The following is a 14,639-nucleotide window of genomic DNA, read 5'->3' on the forward strand; positions in this document are numbered from 1 at the left end:
GTGAAACGCCGGCGTGCTGCAGTCATGCTGATCTCTACTTTCAGTAGACCCCCATTTTAAGAGGGCCCACTGTCCGAGAACTCCGCGGCAGCTCACCTGGGTGCAATCTGTTTTGTTTGGATCCTCATCGGTTCCTGGGTGGCCGTTTTCCCCGGCACCCTGGATGTGCTTTTCGGGCTGGAGTACGACTTTGAAAAGCTCTGGGGTGTTTCGCAGCTGACCTTCGAGGCCTTCACCCTCGGAACGCTCGTGTGCATCCTGGCACTCGGCATCACCGGCTATGTCCGTGGCAAGAAAGTCCGTGACGCTGCGGCACCCAACGAGGTCCCCACGGAGACCGGAGCGTTCCTGCCAGGCATCTGATCTGGCGGCGGTGTGCGAGTATCCCTGACGCCAGCGCCCCAACCTTCTAACCGTCCTGTCCTACGCCGGGTTCCTCACCGAGACCCATTAGCATGCCTCTCTGCAGTCGAAAACACCACCGCAGAGCTGAGATATCCGCAACGCCAAATTCATCCACACTAACAATGAGGTGCAACCATTAGCAGCTCTTTCCTCCTCAGGGTAGCGGTCAAAGAACCAACAGAGAGAGACCAAAAGCTCGATTCGGCTGTGCAGCTGGCAATAATACATGCCATCGAAGAAGGCCATGGCATTCTGGTGACCCAACACAGCTACCGGCACTATGCGGTGTCCGTGAGTCCAGATGTACCTTTCGGGCAGATACAGGAGCAGCGCGAACGGTAAGGACGGGGCCCGTGAACGTTTGAACGGCGCCAGGTCAACATTTCTCTGCCGAACCGTCGCCGTCGCGAACGGTCGCCCCCCGTTTCGGAACTAGCCTAAATCTTCGCCGTCGGGTTGTGAGCCAAGGCAGGGCTGGCTCCGGCAGCTGGTGCGGCTGGTCAGGCTGCCAGGAGTGTTGATCGGGCCGCGGACGTCGCGGGGTTCGGCGTCAGGATGCTGATCCGGTAGTCGTGCTGGAGCGGGTCGACGTGCACCGGCAGGTGATGCGACTTTGCGCACGCGTGCAGCTCGCCCATTGCGTCGGGTTCAATTTGTGCACGGGTCACATCGAGTACCAGCGCCAGTCCGGAGGCGAGCGAGCTGGCGCGCTTGACTACGTCGTACAGGCCATGGACGCTTTGAACAGTCACGTGGCCATGGACCCTGACGTGGGCCTTGGCGCCGTCGAGGTCCACGCGGACCAGTACCCGCAGCTTCTCGTTCACAAAGTTCTCCGCTCTAAATCGGGGCCACCACGCTGTGGCCCCCGGCAACGATAGACGCAATGTGACCTGGATAACAACATCATCCGCGAGTAAGGCGCAACCGTGCCCACGTCTGCCCTCGGATCGGGTCTCCGGGGGAGTCCAGTGTTTGCAAAGGGCTGGAATGCAGTTCGAGTCCTAGCTTGGCATGGACAACATCCTGTGGTGTCAGGACCCAAGGCGCCCCGGCCACTCTTTGCCCGCCCATGGGTCGTAGTCAGCGATGAGCTCCTCCTGTAACGGACGCTCATTTTCGGGGACATGCTGCAGGTTCACCCGCACCCGGTACCAGAGCGAACTCGATCCGCGCATTCCGTCGACGAGCACGTCGGCGGGATGCAGGGCCGGGACGAGGTCCGCATGCCGAGTCTTCCATTCGTCGAGCGCCGCGAGCGCCTCGGGCTTGGTCTTGGTACGTGCCACCTCGATAAGCGGCATCACCGACTGCCGGCGGCCCAAGCCGTCGCCGCCCCGCGGCGGCTTTTCGGCGGGGCCGAGCTCGGCAGCCAGGGTGATGAGTCTGTCGAGTGTCCCTACCGCGTCGTCGATGCCGGCGTGGGGGTCGCCCATCACTGCGAAGCGCTCAAGCACCGTGGGCACCGTGAATTGTTCCGGCCGGGTGGAGGTAACCTCGTCCCAAGTGAGCGGAGTTGAGACTCGGGCGTCGGGCAGGGGCCGGATCGAGTACGCCGATGCCACGGTGCGGTCCTTGGCGTTCTGATTGAAGTCGACGAACACACTCTCGCCGCGCTCCTCCTTCCACCACCGCGCGGTGGCGAGGCCCGGAGCGCGGTTCTCGACCTCGCGGGCGAGGGTCTCGGCGGCGAGCCGCACGTCGCGGTACGACCACTGGGGCGCGATGCGCACGAGGATGTGGAGTCCCCGCGAACCGCTCGTCTTCGGCCACCCCACCAGTCCCACGTCGTCGAGCACCTCCCGCGCGACACAGGCGACGTCAACGATCTGCGACCAATCGACCCCCGCCATCGGGTCGAGGTCGACGCGGAGCTCGTCGGGGTGCTCGAGGTCCTCGGCGCGCACGGGGTGCGGGTTGAGGTCCAGGCATCCAAGATTCACCACCCACGCCAAACCCGCAGCATCCCGGATGACGGCCTCTTCGGCTGATGTCCCCGACGCGTAGTGCAGCGTCGTCGTGTAGATAAAGTCGGGGTGGTTTTCAGGCACGCGCTTCTGAAAGAACGGCTCAGCGCCGATCCCCTTCGGGAAGCGCTTGAGCACCATGGGGCGTCCGCCGGCACCCCGCAGCGCACCATCCGCGACGGCGAGGTAGTAGCGAACCAGGTCGAGCTTGGTCAGCCCGGGCTCGGGGAACACCACCTTGTCCGGACTCGAGATGCGGACCTCGGTGCCGGCAATGTCGAGGATCTCGGCGGGGGTCTTCGACGGGTTCATTCCGCCACGCTAGCAATGATCGGATGTCCCAGCCAGACCAGCTATGCGGCAGGCGAAGTTGACCTGGAAAGTGCCCGGGGCAGTTCCGTCAGGCAAGAACACTCGGAAAGGAAGGACCGAAGTGGCAACCGATTACGAAGCCTGTCATTTTCAGCAGGCCATTGCGCTGGCTGACAGAAGCCTGCGGCACAGCTGACGTTAGTTGGTTCGCGCGACCCCATAAGCTGGCTCGCAGGCATAATCTACGACAGGACGCTTTCTTCCAACGCCGGGGAGCTCATCATGGACACGGAATTCGCTGAAGTCATCGATCATGACGTCACCACCATCACGTGCGTATGCGGCAATACCGTCAGCAACGAGGGATTGATTCAGGCCAATTCACAAGGTATCCCCGTTCACATCGGCGGAAACACGCCAGTGCCCGCGGGTCTGGCTGCGTGGCCTGAGGACGAGGATCTCTACACGCTGTGTCCCTCATGCGGCCGCGTTTACCATGACACGGTCATCGAAGAGACAGGGACCGCGCCCGTTGCGTTCCGAATCGATATCACTGCTGGACCGACTGCAGAGGCAATCCGTGTCCACTGGGACCTCAACACTTAGCCCAGTGACCGTGTCCAGGATCACCTGGCCTCACTTCGGCGAATGGTGACTGATCTCCGACGGCACCGGTGCGTGATAGTCGCCCGTATCCTTGATAGATGAGTGACATCGCGCATTCAACCGTCACATTTGATGGCCGCTTCGCCCGGGAGTTCAAGGAGATGGCCATTCCTTGGCGCGCGGAGGAGGCCCCCGCACCGTACCTTCTGGTGCTCAACGAGCACCTCGCCACCGAGCTAGGTCTCGATCCGGCCTTTCTCCGGAGCCCTGAGGGTCTGCTTCTGCTGATCGGCAATGCCATCCCTGCGGAGGCCAGTCCGGTGGCGCAGGCCTACGCCGGCCACCAGTTTGGCTGGTACGCACCCCGTCTCGGCGACGGGCGCGCACTCCTGCTCGGCGAGATCGGGCACGCGGACGGGCAGCTCCGCGACATCCACCTCAAGGGATCAGGACGCACGCCGTTTGCGCGAAACGGCGACGGCCAGGCAGTGGTCGGTCCTATGCTGCGCGAATACATCGTGAGCGAGTCGATGCACGCGCTGAACATCCCCACCACACGATCCCTCGCCGTCGTCGCGACGGGGCGTTCCGTGCAGCGCGAGACGCTCCTGCCTGGCGCCGTTCTTACCCGGGTTGCCAGCAGCCACCTGCGTGTGGGCAGCTTCCAGTACGCCCGGTCCACGGGCGACATCGGCCTCCTTCGCCGCCTCGCCGAATACGCACTAACCCGTCACCACCGGGCCGCCGCGGAGGCCGAGAACCGTTATCTCGCACTATTCCAAGCGGTCATATCAGCCCAGGCTTCATTGGTGGCCCAGTGGATGCTCGTAGGGTTCGTTCACGGGGTCATGAACACCGACAACATGACGATCTCGGGCGAAACCCTCGACTACGGGCCGTGTGCCTTCATGGAAGACTTCGACCCCGGCGCCGTCTACAGTTCGATCGACGAGACCGGACGCTACGCCTACCGCAATCAGCCGGTGGTGGCGGAGTGGAACCTTGCCCGGCTCGCGGAGTCTCTCCTGCCTCTGCTCCACGATGACCAGGAGCAGGCGGTGGACCTCGCGGTGGAAGCCCTCAGCGAGTTCCGCCAGCAGTACAGTGAAGCCTGGTCGGCAGGCATGAGGGCCAAGCTGGGGTTCCGTGAAGGGCTCGACGATGAAGTGACCTCGCCCCTTGTGGACGAGCTCGTGGCTCTGATTCAGGAGTCACGGGCGGACTACACATCGTTTTTCCGGCACCTCGGCAAAGCCGCCCGCGGCCAGGCTGAACCTGCGCGGGGCCAGGTACTGGACCCGGCAGGGTTCGATGCCTGGGTAAGGCGCTGGCGCGCCTTGGCGCCGGATGCTGACGCCATGGACGGGGTTAACCCGGTCTACATCCCGCGGAACCACCTGGTGGAGGAGGCCCTGACTGCCGCTACCGGCGGGAACACGGGTCCGCTGGAACGGTTGATGGGCGCTGTAGCCTCACCCTTCGACGAGCGGCCCGGTCTCGAGCATTACGCCGCTGCCGCCCCGGAAAGCTTCGGCCCTTACCGGACCTTCTGCGGAACCTGAGCCGCTGAGGCAGGTTGCGGCGGGAGTGCTCGAGCACATAGACAGACGCGCTACAACCACGACTTTCCCTCGCCCGGCTCCTCCAGGACGCGCTCGGACTGCCCATTTTCGACGGCGGCAACATGGGTGTCCGGCGGCGCCAACTCCACAAACTGCTCGCGGCCCCCGGCTACGACCCGCTCGCGGCACCCTACGAATAACCCATGAACGCACGTCCGGGACAACTCAGCGAGACCGGCCGCCGTCGCAAACGGTCAATTCAGCCACACGCGGGAGTTGTCGCATCAAACGGAACTCCCGTATTTTCAACGCCGATAGCGGAACGTTTCGTCGCCCTGTCATCTAGGCAAGTCCAAGACGGTTTGCCGTCTGGCACCCCTCCAAGCCGTTCAGTGTCCTGAACGTGTGTGCAGCGTCTGATATTCATTGCCGGGATCCGCGCAACAGATCAATGAACCTATCGGAACCCTTTGGTTCATAGCATTCTTATCAGCGCTCGGATGCCTTCGCGGCTTTGACGGCGGCCTTGGCAGCCTGCTTGCTGGCGCGCACTTTTTTCAGCGATTCGGGATCCACGATGTCGGCGACAGATAGAAATGCACTCTCCTGGCCATAGGGGTCAGCAGCCTCACGCCAGCCTTGTGCCTGGAGTCCGCACTGCTTGCCGAGTAGTGCGAGGAAGATCTTTGCCTTTTGCTCTCCGAAGCCGGGCAATCCCTTCAGCCTGCGCAGCACTTCCTGGCCGTCAGGGTCGTCCTGGTTCCAGATGGCAGGTGCGTCCCCGTTCCAATCGTGCTGCACGGTCGCGGCGAGGTCCTGGACGCGGCCGGCCATGGAGCTAGGGAAGCGGTGGATGGACGGACGCTCCTTGAAGATCTCAACGAAGCCTGCCGGGTCATGTTCGGCGATTGCGGCAGGGGCCATGGACCCGAGGCGCGTCCGGATCTTTTCGGGTCCGGCAAACGCAGACTCCATGGTCACCTGCTGGTCAAGCAGCATGCCGACCAGGAGCGCGAACGCGTCATTGCTGAGCAGTTGGTCGGCGGCGGGGTCGCCAGTGATGTGCAGTTCCATGCGACCATCCTCCCACCTGCTGCGGACCGCGTCATGACACGTACGACAGCAGGGCGTTGCGTGGGAAATCCGCACCTGGTAGGTCAGGCCCGGGCTGTTAGCTATCGCGACGTGACCAAAGCCCAGGCCGCCGCCCTCCAAGAGTTTCTCGACGAACGCGGCCCGGCACTGGAGGGACGCCGGGAGCGTCTGCCGGCCGAAGGTCAAGACCCGTCTGCATTCCTCGACGGCACCATCTGAGCCTCGTTCCCCTGTGGCGGTGTTCGGCGGCGCTGGAATTCAAAGAAGGTCTGGAGGCCGCAGGCTCGGCGGGCAAGTTCGGTGGAGAGCCGATGCTTGCCAGGGATGTTTAGGGCAGACTGGTGGCGTGAACGGAATCCGGTGGGTGCTGCACGTCGATCTCGACCAGTTCATCGCGGCGGTCGAAGTGCTCCGGCGGCCGGAACTTGCGGGTAAGCCGATCATTGTCGGCGGTCGGGGCGACCCCACGGAACGAGCCGTGGTGTCGACCGCATCCTACGAAGCCAGGGCGTTCGGTGTGGGTTCCGGAATGCCCTTACGCATTGCGGCCCGGAAAGTGCCCGACGCTGTGATCCTGCCCGTCGATCAGGAGGCTTACCTCGCGGCGTCTGAAACGGTGATGGCTACCCTGCGCGCGCAGCCCGGCGCCACCGTGCAGGTGCTGGGTTGGGATGAAGCCTTTGTAGGCACCGAGACAGAGAATCCGGAAGCCTACGCCCGGCAGGTGCAGGCCGCTGTCCTGGAGCGAACGCAGCTGCATTGCAGCGTGGGCATCGGCGACACCCTGGTCCGAGCCAAGGTCGCCACCGGTTTCGGCAAGCCGGCCGGCGTCTTCCGTCTCACTGCCGGGAACTGGCTCGACGTCATGGGCAGTCGGCCCACCAAGGACCTGTGGGGCGTCGGAACCAAAGTGTCGGGCCGGCTGGCCAAACTCGGCATCAACACGGTCGCCGAGCTCGCCGCGTCCGACCCCCAAGACCTGGTCCCGGAGTTCGGCCCCAAGATGGGTCCTTGGTACGCGGAGCTCGGACGCGGGGACGGCGCCAGCGTTGTGGACGACACCCCGTGGGTTGCCCGCGGGCATAGCCGGGAGACCACCTTCCAGCGGGACCTGACCGGGCCCGCCCAGGTGAACGACGCCGTGAGGGAGCTGGCAGCGCGTGTCCTTGAGGATGTTGTGGCCGAAGGACGGCCCGTCGTTGGGCTGACCCTCAAGGTTCGGTACGCACCGTTCTTCACCAAGACCCACGCGAGGAAGATTCCCGAGACATTCGACCGGAACGAAATCCTCGCGCGGGCCTTCGACCTCGCAGCCGGAATCGAAGCGGGCCGTCCGATCCGGCTCCTGGGCCTGCGGGCCGAAATGGCAATGCCCGACGATGCCCGAAAGGGACATACGCCTACGCGCGGCGGTTGGTGACGGCGTCGCTCCCTTCCTTACCAGCGCGGATGAATCGCTTCGCGGAAGTAACGGGCGTAGATGTCCAGGGCGCCGATGGCAGGCCCCGTGCCGGCGTCGTACATCGCTCCCGCCGCAGCGTTTGCACTAGCCTGCGCCGCGGAACGGCACCGGGGATGACCGTGGAGACGCCGTCCTGCGCGATCACCCACGCGAGGGCTGCCTGCGCACTGGCGACGCCGTAGGGCACCTGGCCGCTGAACTCCCCGGGGCAGCTTTGACGCCGGTGGCAAAGCCGGCACCCGAGAAGCTTTCACCGACGTCGAACGCGGCCCCGTCGCTGTTGCAGTTCCGGTGATCGTCCTCGGGGCACTCGGTGTCCAGGGTGTACCTGCCCAGAAAGAAACCCGGAGCCAAGCGGCGCCCTGGCGATGTGCCGACCTGTCCCGTGTCACCGAGCGGGACGCTCCTGGTGCCACGGATCCGGCCACGGTGCCGCGGGAGGTGTGGCCGTCATGGGAACGGTACACAGCCGAGGAGGAGCAGACGCTTTCCATGGAGTCCCTGATTCTCCTGGACGGGCGCTGGCCGGGGGCCTGAGGCCGGTGGCGCGGAAGTGGACGAGTGGTATGTCCTGCCGCCCCCTGGTCTCATGGCAGTTGGCATCTGATCATGTAGCTTCCTGCGCTTTGGCCGATGAGCGCCGCGGCGGCCCATGAAGATATGGGATTGGCGCGATCAGGGTCCTGGCTAGTGGGCACTCCGTCTGCGGGAATGTGGCGCCACTCCGGTCCCCTATCTGGCTTGTTCTAGTCCGACGTAGTTGGTCACTTTTTCATGTCCCGGGGTCGTGGTTGCTGTCCGCGGGATGCGGAGGTAACAGGGCGCATAGTGAGTGAGGCGGTGATGCGTTCCGTGCTGGTGAACCACGAAAGTAGTTGTGGGTCGATGGCGCCGATGACGGTTCGCATGTTGGGCTGGGACGTTGCTATTGATGATCGGTTCCAGATGAGCTACCCGGTTCCGCAGGTGATAGACGCCTTCGACTGCGCGTTCGAGCTCTCGCGGGTTCCTACGCAGATGGGGAAATGCCTTGCGAAGAGCTTCGTCCCAGAGGCGCTGTTTGCCGGCGTCGTGGCGCCCGGGCAGGATGAATCGCCAAGTTCCGAGGGACATCGCGGCAAGGATATCTTCGTGGAGGGGTTCTAGCTGGCCCTGTGGCCGGCGTGTGGTGGATTTGAGTGCGCGACGTCTGGCATCGGGAATGTCGCGGCCGGCGATGCGGAGCAGCAGGGCACTTGGATCGATGACCCAGTCGGCTGAATGTAGTCGTCCACTGTAAGGTTCCGGCTGGGTCGCGTTCCAGCTACAGAGCTGCTCGTCGATAGCGTTGCGCAGGACGACTTCGAAAACGTGCAGGGCTTCGTAGACGGCGCCTGAGAGCTCTATATTCCACCTGTAGAGCCGGATGGCCTCATGCAGACCAGGCATTTCTCGAATGTAAGGTGCAAGACGCTCCGGACTGATCCTGTGGTGGAGGACCCGTTCAATGGGTGCCCGGGGAATCATGTCAAGATGCCCGCGTAGCTTTCATCGTGGAATCATTTGATTGTGCCCGGATGGTTCGTTGGCTTTTAGGGCCTTGCTTCGCGGTGGTCAGGGTGAGCAGCTCAGCGCCCAGATCCGGTCCGGGCCCTCGCTGCCGCCTTTCCACGTGCTGTGTGTCGGACTATCTGCAAGGCTCTTGCGGGAAAACTTGAGACCAGGAATGACCGAACATCAAGGGCCGGCACCGAAGCCGTTCCAGTCGCCCGCCACACCAGTGTGGACATTGGCTCTGTTCGGGCCTATTCGTCCGGCTGAGGATCGCCGAGCTCGCCTATTTCAGTGGGAACAGGTCGCTATCTACACGCTCCGGCTGCCCCGCGGCTGAAAATTGTCGACTGGACGGTGCTACTCGGCGGACGGCCGCTGCCGCTGCCGTTTCGTTGCTGACCGCTGTTCCTTTGCGGCGAGGCGCCGACGGTTCGAGCCCCGGGTGGGTTTGGTCGGCCGGCGGGGAGCAGCTTCGGGAGCAAGCCCCGCTGCCACGAGGTCAGAGAGCTTGGCCAGGGCGATCTCGCGATTGCGCAGCTGAGAGCGCCGCTCGGAGGCAGTCACGGTGATCACCCCGGCGATGAGACGTCGTCCGAGACGAGAGAGCAGCATCAGCCGTTGCCCGTCCGAAAGCACCGCAGAGTCGGCGACGTTCCACGAGAGCTCGACGCGGCTGTCCGAGGTGTTGACGTGTTGACCGCCTGGCCCGGACGAACGCGAGAACCGCCAGCCGAGTTCCGACGTGGGAATCGTGAGCGCGGGCGACACCTCCAGATCCATGCAACCAGCGTTGCACAATATGGGCGCGATCGAAGCTCCCATCCGCACCGGATGGGATTCGCCGGATTCAGATTGACGCAGTAGCCGGTATCGGCTAAACATCAGGCTATTCACTAGCCTGAGTTCAGGCTTTAATCGGGGGATGAGGACGGTACCGCTCAGCGAAGCCAAGGACAAGCTCTCCGCACTCGTCGAGGAAGCGGACAGGACGCACGAGATCATCCAGATCACCCGGCACGGACATCCGTCAGCCGTGCTGATGTCCGCCGACGACCTTGATTCCCTGCAGGAAACGATCCATTGGCTCTCCCAAACTGGCATCCGTGAAGACCTGGACTGGTCCAAACGCGATATCGCGGAAGGCAACACGACCAGCGGTGATGATCTCCGGCGCGAGTTCGGGTTGCCGCCGCAGTGAATGAGGCACAATCCGCCGGCCACACGCCGTGGCAGGTTCAGGTCACCAGCCGGCGCTCAAGGGCTTTCGGAGACTGCCGGAGAAGGCAGCCGCCGCGATCGTCGAGTTCGTCACGGCCGTTCTGGCTGACGACCCCTATCGACTGAGCAATCCTTTGACCAACGAGTTGCTCGGTCTGCGCACACGCACGGCGCGGTGACTATCGGGTGCTTTTCACCCTCGATTTCGAAAAGCATACGTTGTACTTCCACCGCATCGAGCACCGCTCCGACGTCTACAAACCCCGATAGCCGTAAGAGGACGAAAGATCCGCGATCGGCTGTTCGCAGAACCCGGTGAAGGTGTGCGGGGCGGGGGAACGGGTATGGTCTTTCGCCCATCTTCAATGCCGGGAGCGGTCTCGTGGGGCTGTTCGGGGGCTTGCCAAAAATGGGCGGGAGAGGTTTCCCGGTTGGTCATGCTCAGCCGGGGCCGTCGAAATCACCGGGACGGCCACAATCGCCCAGAACGCCGTCACATCACTCGCCACCCAGCGGGCCCTATCCGACCGTACGGTGCTCGAATGTGCCGGAACGCTTCACGACTTCCCGTTGCCCGAGGGGGAGGCGTGGCCCGTGCAGGTCCAACTGTTCAGCGTCTCCGAGTCCAAAGGTACCCGGGCCCGGGCATGGGTATGGCTCGATAAGGGTGCACCCAAGTGGACGAACAGTCGATTGTTCCTTGAGACCGGCGACTTTCTCTGCGGGGCCGAAGACGCTGAACGAACGAGGCGGCATCGCATGGATCTCGAAGGCCACCATTGAGGTAGTTGTCCCGGCCTGCGGATAGGGGGATGGAGTGGTCGCCATATTTGTTGTAGGCGAGGTCGACGGCGTCGTCGGCGTTGGTGATGTTGAGCCGGCGCAGGAGCCGGTGGGGCGGTTGCCGATTCCTTGCAGGATAAGGGCGGCACCGCCCAGAGCTTGACATCGCCGTGGACGCCGCGGGCCTGCGGCCGCCGGCCGAGTTCATGGAGGAGGGTACGGATTTGTGCGGCGGTGAGTTCTCCGCCTGTCATTTGGTGGCCAGGCTGCGTTCGCGGATAAAGACGTTCATGGCGGCGAGTTCCGGCGGCGTTTCGGACATTGTGAGTTTCTTCATGGGTTCGCGGATGCTCCGGTAGGACTCTGCAGGCATCCATGCTTCGGGGAGGGGTTTGATGCGTCTGGTCCAGGACGGTGTGGGCTGGTCGAGACGGTGTGCGGTGTAGTTGGTGATGCCGGCCAGGGCCGCGGACCAGTGTGGTTCCTTGAGACGAGGGCTGCGCTGGAGTAGGGGCCTTCCCGCTTTGAGGGATGCGGTGGCGTAGCCGGCGAGCATCTTGATGGCGAACTCGAAGTCTCGAGTGCCGATCAGTTGGGTGAAGGTTTCGGCGTAGTCGCGTCGAGCCGGGTCGTGGTCACTGCCGTGAGGGATGGGCTCGTGCCTCCTCGTTCCCTGGGTCTGCGGTTCGGTTCCTGCCCTACGCCCTGTTCATCGCTGGAACGGCCGCCGGCGACATGACTGCCCAAATGCTGGCGGTCCACCGGGTGGACTGTGCCGGCCGCCTTCCCATGGTTGTGGATTCTGGTCCATGGCCCCCAATCCGGAAATACCGGCACCGGCGGTCTGTGCACGGGGATTTCGTTCGTTGCCGGGGTCAAGGCGGCGAGTACATGGATGAAAAGTGCGGCCAGATCGGAGGCGGCCGGACAAAAACAACGGGACGCATCGACGTCGCGCTCTTGCCCACGCTGGCGCGGCGCGAAAAAGTCGCCGAACTGACCGCCGGATACGGTTTTGTCATCGTGGACGAGTGCCACCATGTCCCCGCCGCGGCGTTCAGCCATGTCATGAACCAGATCCCGGCGCGATACTGGTTGGGGCTGACAGCTACGCCGTACCGGCGCGACAAGCTGGATGCCCTGATATACCACCAGCTCGGCAAGGTCAGGCACACCATTTCATCCGCCGCTCCAGAACAGCTTCCACGCGACGGACGCGCGACAGTGGAGCCGACGCTGGCCTTGGCGCTGCACCGGACAGCCTACATTTACGACGGCGACGCGGACCCCATCTCGACTCGTTCCGGGTACGGTTCGAGGCGGCGGGCCTGGAACCGGTGGTCTTCTCCGGCGCGATGAAAACGAAGGAACGGCAGGCCGCCGTCGACCGTCTTGCCAACATAGATGATGCACAACCGTTGCTGGTGCTGGGGACCGGCTCCTACATTGGCGAAGGCTTCGATTGCCCCAAACTGGATACGTTGTTCCTTGCTACGCCCGTTTCCTTCAAGGGAAGGCTGGTCCAATATGCCGGCCGCGTCATCAGGCCGTACCCGGGGAAAACGGTGGCGACCGTGCACGACTACTACGACGAATCAACTCCGGTGCTGGCCGCGTCATTGAACAACGAGCGCCAGGGTACGTCTCGCTCGGATTCCCTGACCCACGAAAGCTGACAATCAGGTGACTCCCCACTCCCGAGCAGGCGCTGGTCCAACCAGATTCGGAAGGCCAGCCCTGCTGGCGGCCGGCTGGGAATGTTGTAGTGAAATTCTGCCGACGCACATTTAGTACCGTTTTAGCACCATGAAATATGGCCATGAATTTGCGCGTTCCCGAAGACCTTGACCGCCGGCTGGAGCAGCTCGCGGTGGAAGAGCACCCCTCCAAGTCGGCGCTGCTACTTCAGGGCGCCGAACTCCTCCTCCAACGTCGTCACCGCAGCCGCGACATCAGCGCGGGTATGGACTTCGTCATGAGCCACGACGGCGGGCTGCTCAAACGCCTTGAGGATGCATGAGTTCATACCTCGAAATTGAGGACGCGCTGCAGGTGATCAGCCGGTATGGATTCCACATACGTGACATTGGGCTCCTTGCCTCGGCTCTGGCCCGCCCTGCCACCACTGTCATGGGCGCCGCAGCATATCCGCAGCGGCCCAATGAAGGCAGCTGCCCATGAAGCTTTCGTCGAAAGCCCGGTAGGGGTTCGTTCGGCGGTATCGGTTGTCCGCTTCTCCTCGGACTGCGGGGACCGGACGTTGGATTGGCCCAGGGACTAACCGGATTGCTGCCAACACTGCTAGTCGCGGCAGGACAAAGCGCCGGCGTTCACTGGCCGGTCCGCTCGAGATTCCAGACCGTCGACAGCTGTAGTGTTGCTGGATGGAAAGAACACGGATTGCCCGGCCATGCCAGATTGCCAAAGGCCGGCGGAGGTGAAGGACGTCTCGTATCCGCACCTGCGGCTCGACCGGGATGCACTCGATCACAACATCGCAGTGATGGCCGACTGGTGTGAGAGCAGGAATGTGCTGCTCGCCCCGCACGTCAAAACGACCATGTCGGCCCCGATTGTTAGACGCCAGGCGGACGCGGGCGCGGCAGGGGTCACCGTTGCCACCGTTGACCAGGCCGGCACGCTTCTCGACTGGGGTTATCGCAACATCCTGATCGCCAATCAGGTGGTTGACCGCCACGGGCTCAACCGTATTCGCGCGTGGCTCACGGAGGATCCGGCTCGGCAGATCCGCATTTTCGTGGATTCCAAGGAAGGAGTCACCGCTGCCGCCAGCGTCTTTGGCACTTCTGCCTTTGCCCTGGAAGTTCTCCTGGATGTAGGCGCACACGGAGGCCGGACCGGGGTAAGAAGCCTCCGCGCGGCCCGGTCTCTTGCTGAACTGGTCGGCTCAACTGACGGACTCCGCCTCATCGGTGTAGCAGGCTACGAAGGCGTGGTTGCCAACAGCCGCGACAAAGAGATCGTGGCCGCCGTCGATGATCACTGCCGGAAGGTGCGAGACGTATACCTCTCCGTCGCGGACTTGTTCGACACGCCGACCCCGGTCTACTCCATGGGCGGTTCCGCGTTTCCCGACCGCGTTATCGAGTTCCTTCCCACAGACTCCGACGTGCCCGGCACTGTCCGGCTACTGCGCTCGGGCTGCTATGTCACGCACGACCACGGCACCTACGCGGGCGTCAGCCCCGTCCCCGGGCTCATCCCTGCACTCACGGTCCGGGCGGTGGTACTGTCCGCCCCGGAGGACGGGATGGTTGTTGTTGGTGCGGGCAAACGCGACCTGCCCTACGACGCCGGCCTGCCACCCCTGCTGACAGTCCGGAACGCGGACGGCGCCAGCAAACCAGACGCGACGGGCTGCGTCGCAAAACTCTTTGACCACCATGCCGTCCTGACCGGGGCCACGGGAATCAACGTGACCGATATCGTGGAGTTTGGCATCTCTCATCCCTGCTCCGCGTTCGACCGGTGGCCCGAATACATCGTCACTGACAACACTGGTCAGACGGACGTGTGGCACACCGACTTCCACCGGGAATCGATACAGCAAACCACAATCGAGAACTAGAGCCAGCGGACCCTCCATGCGGTCCTCCGGCAAGCTGCGGGCTTATCATGCGTAGAACAGCGCCAATGGCGGTGGCTGCCATGGCGAATCGGATCGGCAGAACGGTG

The 14,639-nt window shown here is 63.5% G+C and carries 16 protein-coding genes; 11 read left to right on the forward strand and 5 right to left on the reverse strand.

What is annotated here, in order from left to right:
* Nucleotides 1–138 precede the first annotated feature (138 nt).
* Entirely contained in the window at nucleotides 139–363 is a 225-nt protein-coding gene (locus tag ABIB26_RS19090; protein ID WP_354246716.1) for a hypothetical protein, read from the forward strand.
* Between the two features lie 542 nt (nucleotides 364–905).
* Here ABIB26_RS19090 and ABIB26_RS19095 read toward each other — a convergent pair.
* The gene (locus ABIB26_RS19095) at nucleotides 906–1,232 is read right to left on the reverse strand and encodes a hypothetical protein (RefSeq protein WP_354246719.1); all 327 of its coding nucleotides are present in this window, start codon (nucleotides 1,230–1,232) and stop codon (nucleotides 906–908) included.
* Nucleotides 1,233–1,439: 207 nt separating this feature from the next.
* Nucleotides 1,440–2,684, reverse strand: coding sequence for a non-homologous end-joining DNA ligase (gene ligD, locus ABIB26_RS19100; protein WP_354246722.1), 1,245 nt, complete (start codon nucleotides 2,682–2,684; stop codon nucleotides 1,440–1,442).
* Between the two features lie 282 nt (nucleotides 2,685–2,966).
* On the opposite strand from ligD, the gene ABIB26_RS19105 reads away from it, so the two are divergent.
* Together ABIB26_RS19105 and ABIB26_RS19110 are read left to right on the forward strand one after the other, a co-directional pair.
* Nucleotides 2,967–3,290 (forward strand): hypothetical protein, encoded by a 324-nt coding sequence (locus ABIB26_RS19105; RefSeq protein WP_354246725.1) that lies wholly within the window; start codon nucleotides 2,967–2,969, stop codon nucleotides 3,288–3,290.
* 98 nt (nucleotides 3,291–3,388) lie between these two features.
* Nucleotides 3,389–4,852 (forward strand): protein adenylyltransferase SelO, encoded by a 1,464-nt coding sequence (locus ABIB26_RS19110; protein ID WP_354246727.1) that lies wholly within the window; start codon nucleotides 3,389–3,391, stop codon nucleotides 4,850–4,852.
* Between the two features lie 489 nt (nucleotides 4,853–5,341).
* On the opposite strand, the gene ABIB26_RS19115 is transcribed toward ABIB26_RS19110, so the two are convergent.
* A complete protein-coding gene (locus ABIB26_RS19115) occupies nucleotides 5,342–5,926 on the reverse strand; it encodes an HhH-GPD-type base excision DNA repair protein (RefSeq protein WP_354246730.1) in 585 nt (194 codons plus the stop codon).
* A 111-nt stretch (nucleotides 5,927–6,037) separates the two neighbouring features.
* On the opposite strand from ABIB26_RS19115, the gene ABIB26_RS19120 reads away from it, so the two are divergent.
* The 3 genes from ABIB26_RS19120 (at nucleotide 6,038) to ABIB26_RS19130 (ending at nucleotide 8,555) form a co-directional block, all read left to right on the forward strand.
* Complete coding sequence (locus ABIB26_RS19120; protein WP_354246733.1) at nucleotides 6,038–6,166, forward strand: hypothetical protein; 129 nt, start codon at nucleotides 6,038–6,040, stop codon at nucleotides 6,164–6,166.
* Nucleotides 6,167–6,293: 127 nt separating this feature from the next.
* Nucleotides 6,294–7,367, forward strand: coding sequence for a DNA polymerase IV (locus ABIB26_RS19125; protein ID WP_502913713.1), 1,074 nt, complete (start codon nucleotides 6,294–6,296; stop codon nucleotides 7,365–7,367).
* A gap of 885 nt (nucleotides 7,368–8,252) precedes the next feature.
* Nucleotides 8,253–8,555, forward strand: a complete 303-nt coding sequence (locus tag ABIB26_RS19130) for a hypothetical protein (protein WP_354246736.1) — start codon at nucleotides 8,253–8,255, stop codon at nucleotides 8,553–8,555.
* 744 nt (nucleotides 8,556–9,299) lie between these two features.
* Here the strand turns inward: ABIB26_RS19130 and arfB are convergent.
* Complete coding sequence (arfB, locus tag ABIB26_RS19135) at nucleotides 9,300–9,722, reverse strand: alternative ribosome rescue aminoacyl-tRNA hydrolase ArfB (RefSeq protein WP_354246739.1); 423 nt, start codon at nucleotides 9,720–9,722, stop codon at nucleotides 9,300–9,302.
* A 142-nt stretch (nucleotides 9,723–9,864) separates the two neighbouring features.
* Between arfB and ABIB26_RS19140 the strand changes: the two genes are divergently transcribed.
* Nucleotides 9,865–10,140: a type II toxin-antitoxin system Phd/YefM family antitoxin gene (locus ABIB26_RS19140; RefSeq protein ID WP_354246741.1), complete on the forward strand. Its 276-nt coding sequence runs from the start codon at nucleotides 9,865–9,867 to the stop codon at nucleotides 10,138–10,140.
* Between the two features lie 1,053 nt (nucleotides 10,141–11,193).
* Here ABIB26_RS19140 and ABIB26_RS19145 read toward each other — a convergent pair.
* Complete coding sequence (locus ABIB26_RS19145; protein ID WP_354246744.1) at nucleotides 11,194–11,499, reverse strand: hypothetical protein; 306 nt, start codon at nucleotides 11,497–11,499, stop codon at nucleotides 11,194–11,196.
* Nucleotides 11,500–11,834: 335 nt separating this feature from the next.
* Here ABIB26_RS19145 and ABIB26_RS19150 point away from each other — a divergent pair, with 335 nt between their 5' ends.
* The 4 genes from ABIB26_RS19150 to ABIB26_RS19165 all read left to right on the forward strand — a co-directional run bounded on the left by ABIB26_RS19150 (nucleotide 11,835) and on the right by ABIB26_RS19165 (nucleotide 14,532).
* Nucleotides 11,835–12,302 carry a DEAD/DEAH box helicase gene (locus ABIB26_RS19150; protein WP_354246747.1) on the forward strand — a complete coding sequence of 156 codons (468 nt, stop codon included), beginning with the start codon at nucleotides 11,835–11,837 and terminating at the stop codon, nucleotides 12,300–12,302.
* Nucleotides 12,281–12,619: a DEAD/DEAH box helicase gene (locus ABIB26_RS19155; RefSeq protein ID WP_354246750.1), complete on the forward strand. Its 339-nt coding sequence runs from the start codon at nucleotides 12,281–12,283 to the stop codon at nucleotides 12,617–12,619. The genes ABIB26_RS19150 and ABIB26_RS19155 overlap by 22 nt, the downstream gene beginning before the upstream one ends.
* Nucleotides 12,620–12,762: 143 nt before the next feature.
* Nucleotides 12,763–12,963 carry a hypothetical protein gene (locus tag ABIB26_RS19160; RefSeq protein WP_354246753.1) on the forward strand — a complete coding sequence of 67 codons (201 nt, stop codon included), beginning with the start codon at nucleotides 12,763–12,765 and terminating at the stop codon, nucleotides 12,961–12,963.
* A 417-nt stretch (nucleotides 12,964–13,380) separates the two neighbouring features.
* A complete protein-coding gene (locus tag ABIB26_RS19165) occupies nucleotides 13,381–14,532 on the forward strand; it encodes an alanine racemase (RefSeq protein ID WP_354246756.1) in 1,152 nt (383 codons plus the stop codon).
* The last annotated feature ends 107 nt before the right edge of the window (nucleotides 14,533–14,639 follow it).

Origin of the sequence: Arthrobacter sp. UYEF20 (assembly GCF_040546335.1) — a bacterium.
Classification (GTDB): domain Bacteria; phylum Actinomycetota; class Actinomycetes; order Actinomycetales; family Micrococcaceae; genus Arthrobacter.

Coding starts and splice junctions, on each gene's coding strand:
- ABIB26_RS19140 (WP_354246741.1), top strand. CDS start 9,865: ATGAGGACGGTACCGCTCAGCGAAGCCAAGGACAAGCTCTCCGCACTC.
- ABIB26_RS19115 (WP_354246730.1), bottom strand. CDS start 5,926: ATGGAACTGCACATCACTGGCGACCCCGCCGCCGACCAACTGCTCAGC.
- arfB (WP_354246739.1), bottom strand. CDS start 9,722: ATGGATCTGGAGGTGTCGCCCGCGCTCACGATTCCCACGTCGGAACTC.
- ligD (WP_354246722.1), bottom strand. CDS start 2,684: ATGAACCCGTCGAAGACCCCCGCCGAGATCCTCGACATTGCCGGCACC.
- ABIB26_RS19160 (WP_354246753.1), top strand. CDS start 12,763: ATGAATTTGCGCGTTCCCGAAGACCTTGACCGCCGGCTGGAGCAGCTC.
- ABIB26_RS19110 (WP_354246727.1), top strand. CDS start 3,389: ATGAGTGACATCGCGCATTCAACCGTCACATTTGATGGCCGCTTCGCC.
- ABIB26_RS19130 (WP_354246736.1), top strand. CDS start 8,253: ATGCGTTCCGTGCTGGTGAACCACGAAAGTAGTTGTGGGTCGATGGCG.
- ABIB26_RS19105 (WP_354246725.1), top strand. CDS start 2,967: ATGGACACGGAATTCGCTGAAGTCATCGATCATGACGTCACCACCATC.
- ABIB26_RS19150 (WP_354246747.1), top strand. CDS start 11,835: ATGGATGAAAAGTGCGGCCAGATCGGAGGCGGCCGGACAAAAACAACG.
- ABIB26_RS19145 (WP_354246744.1), bottom strand. CDS start 11,499: ATGCTCGCCGGCTACGCCACCGCATCCCTCAAAGCGGGAAGGCCCCTA.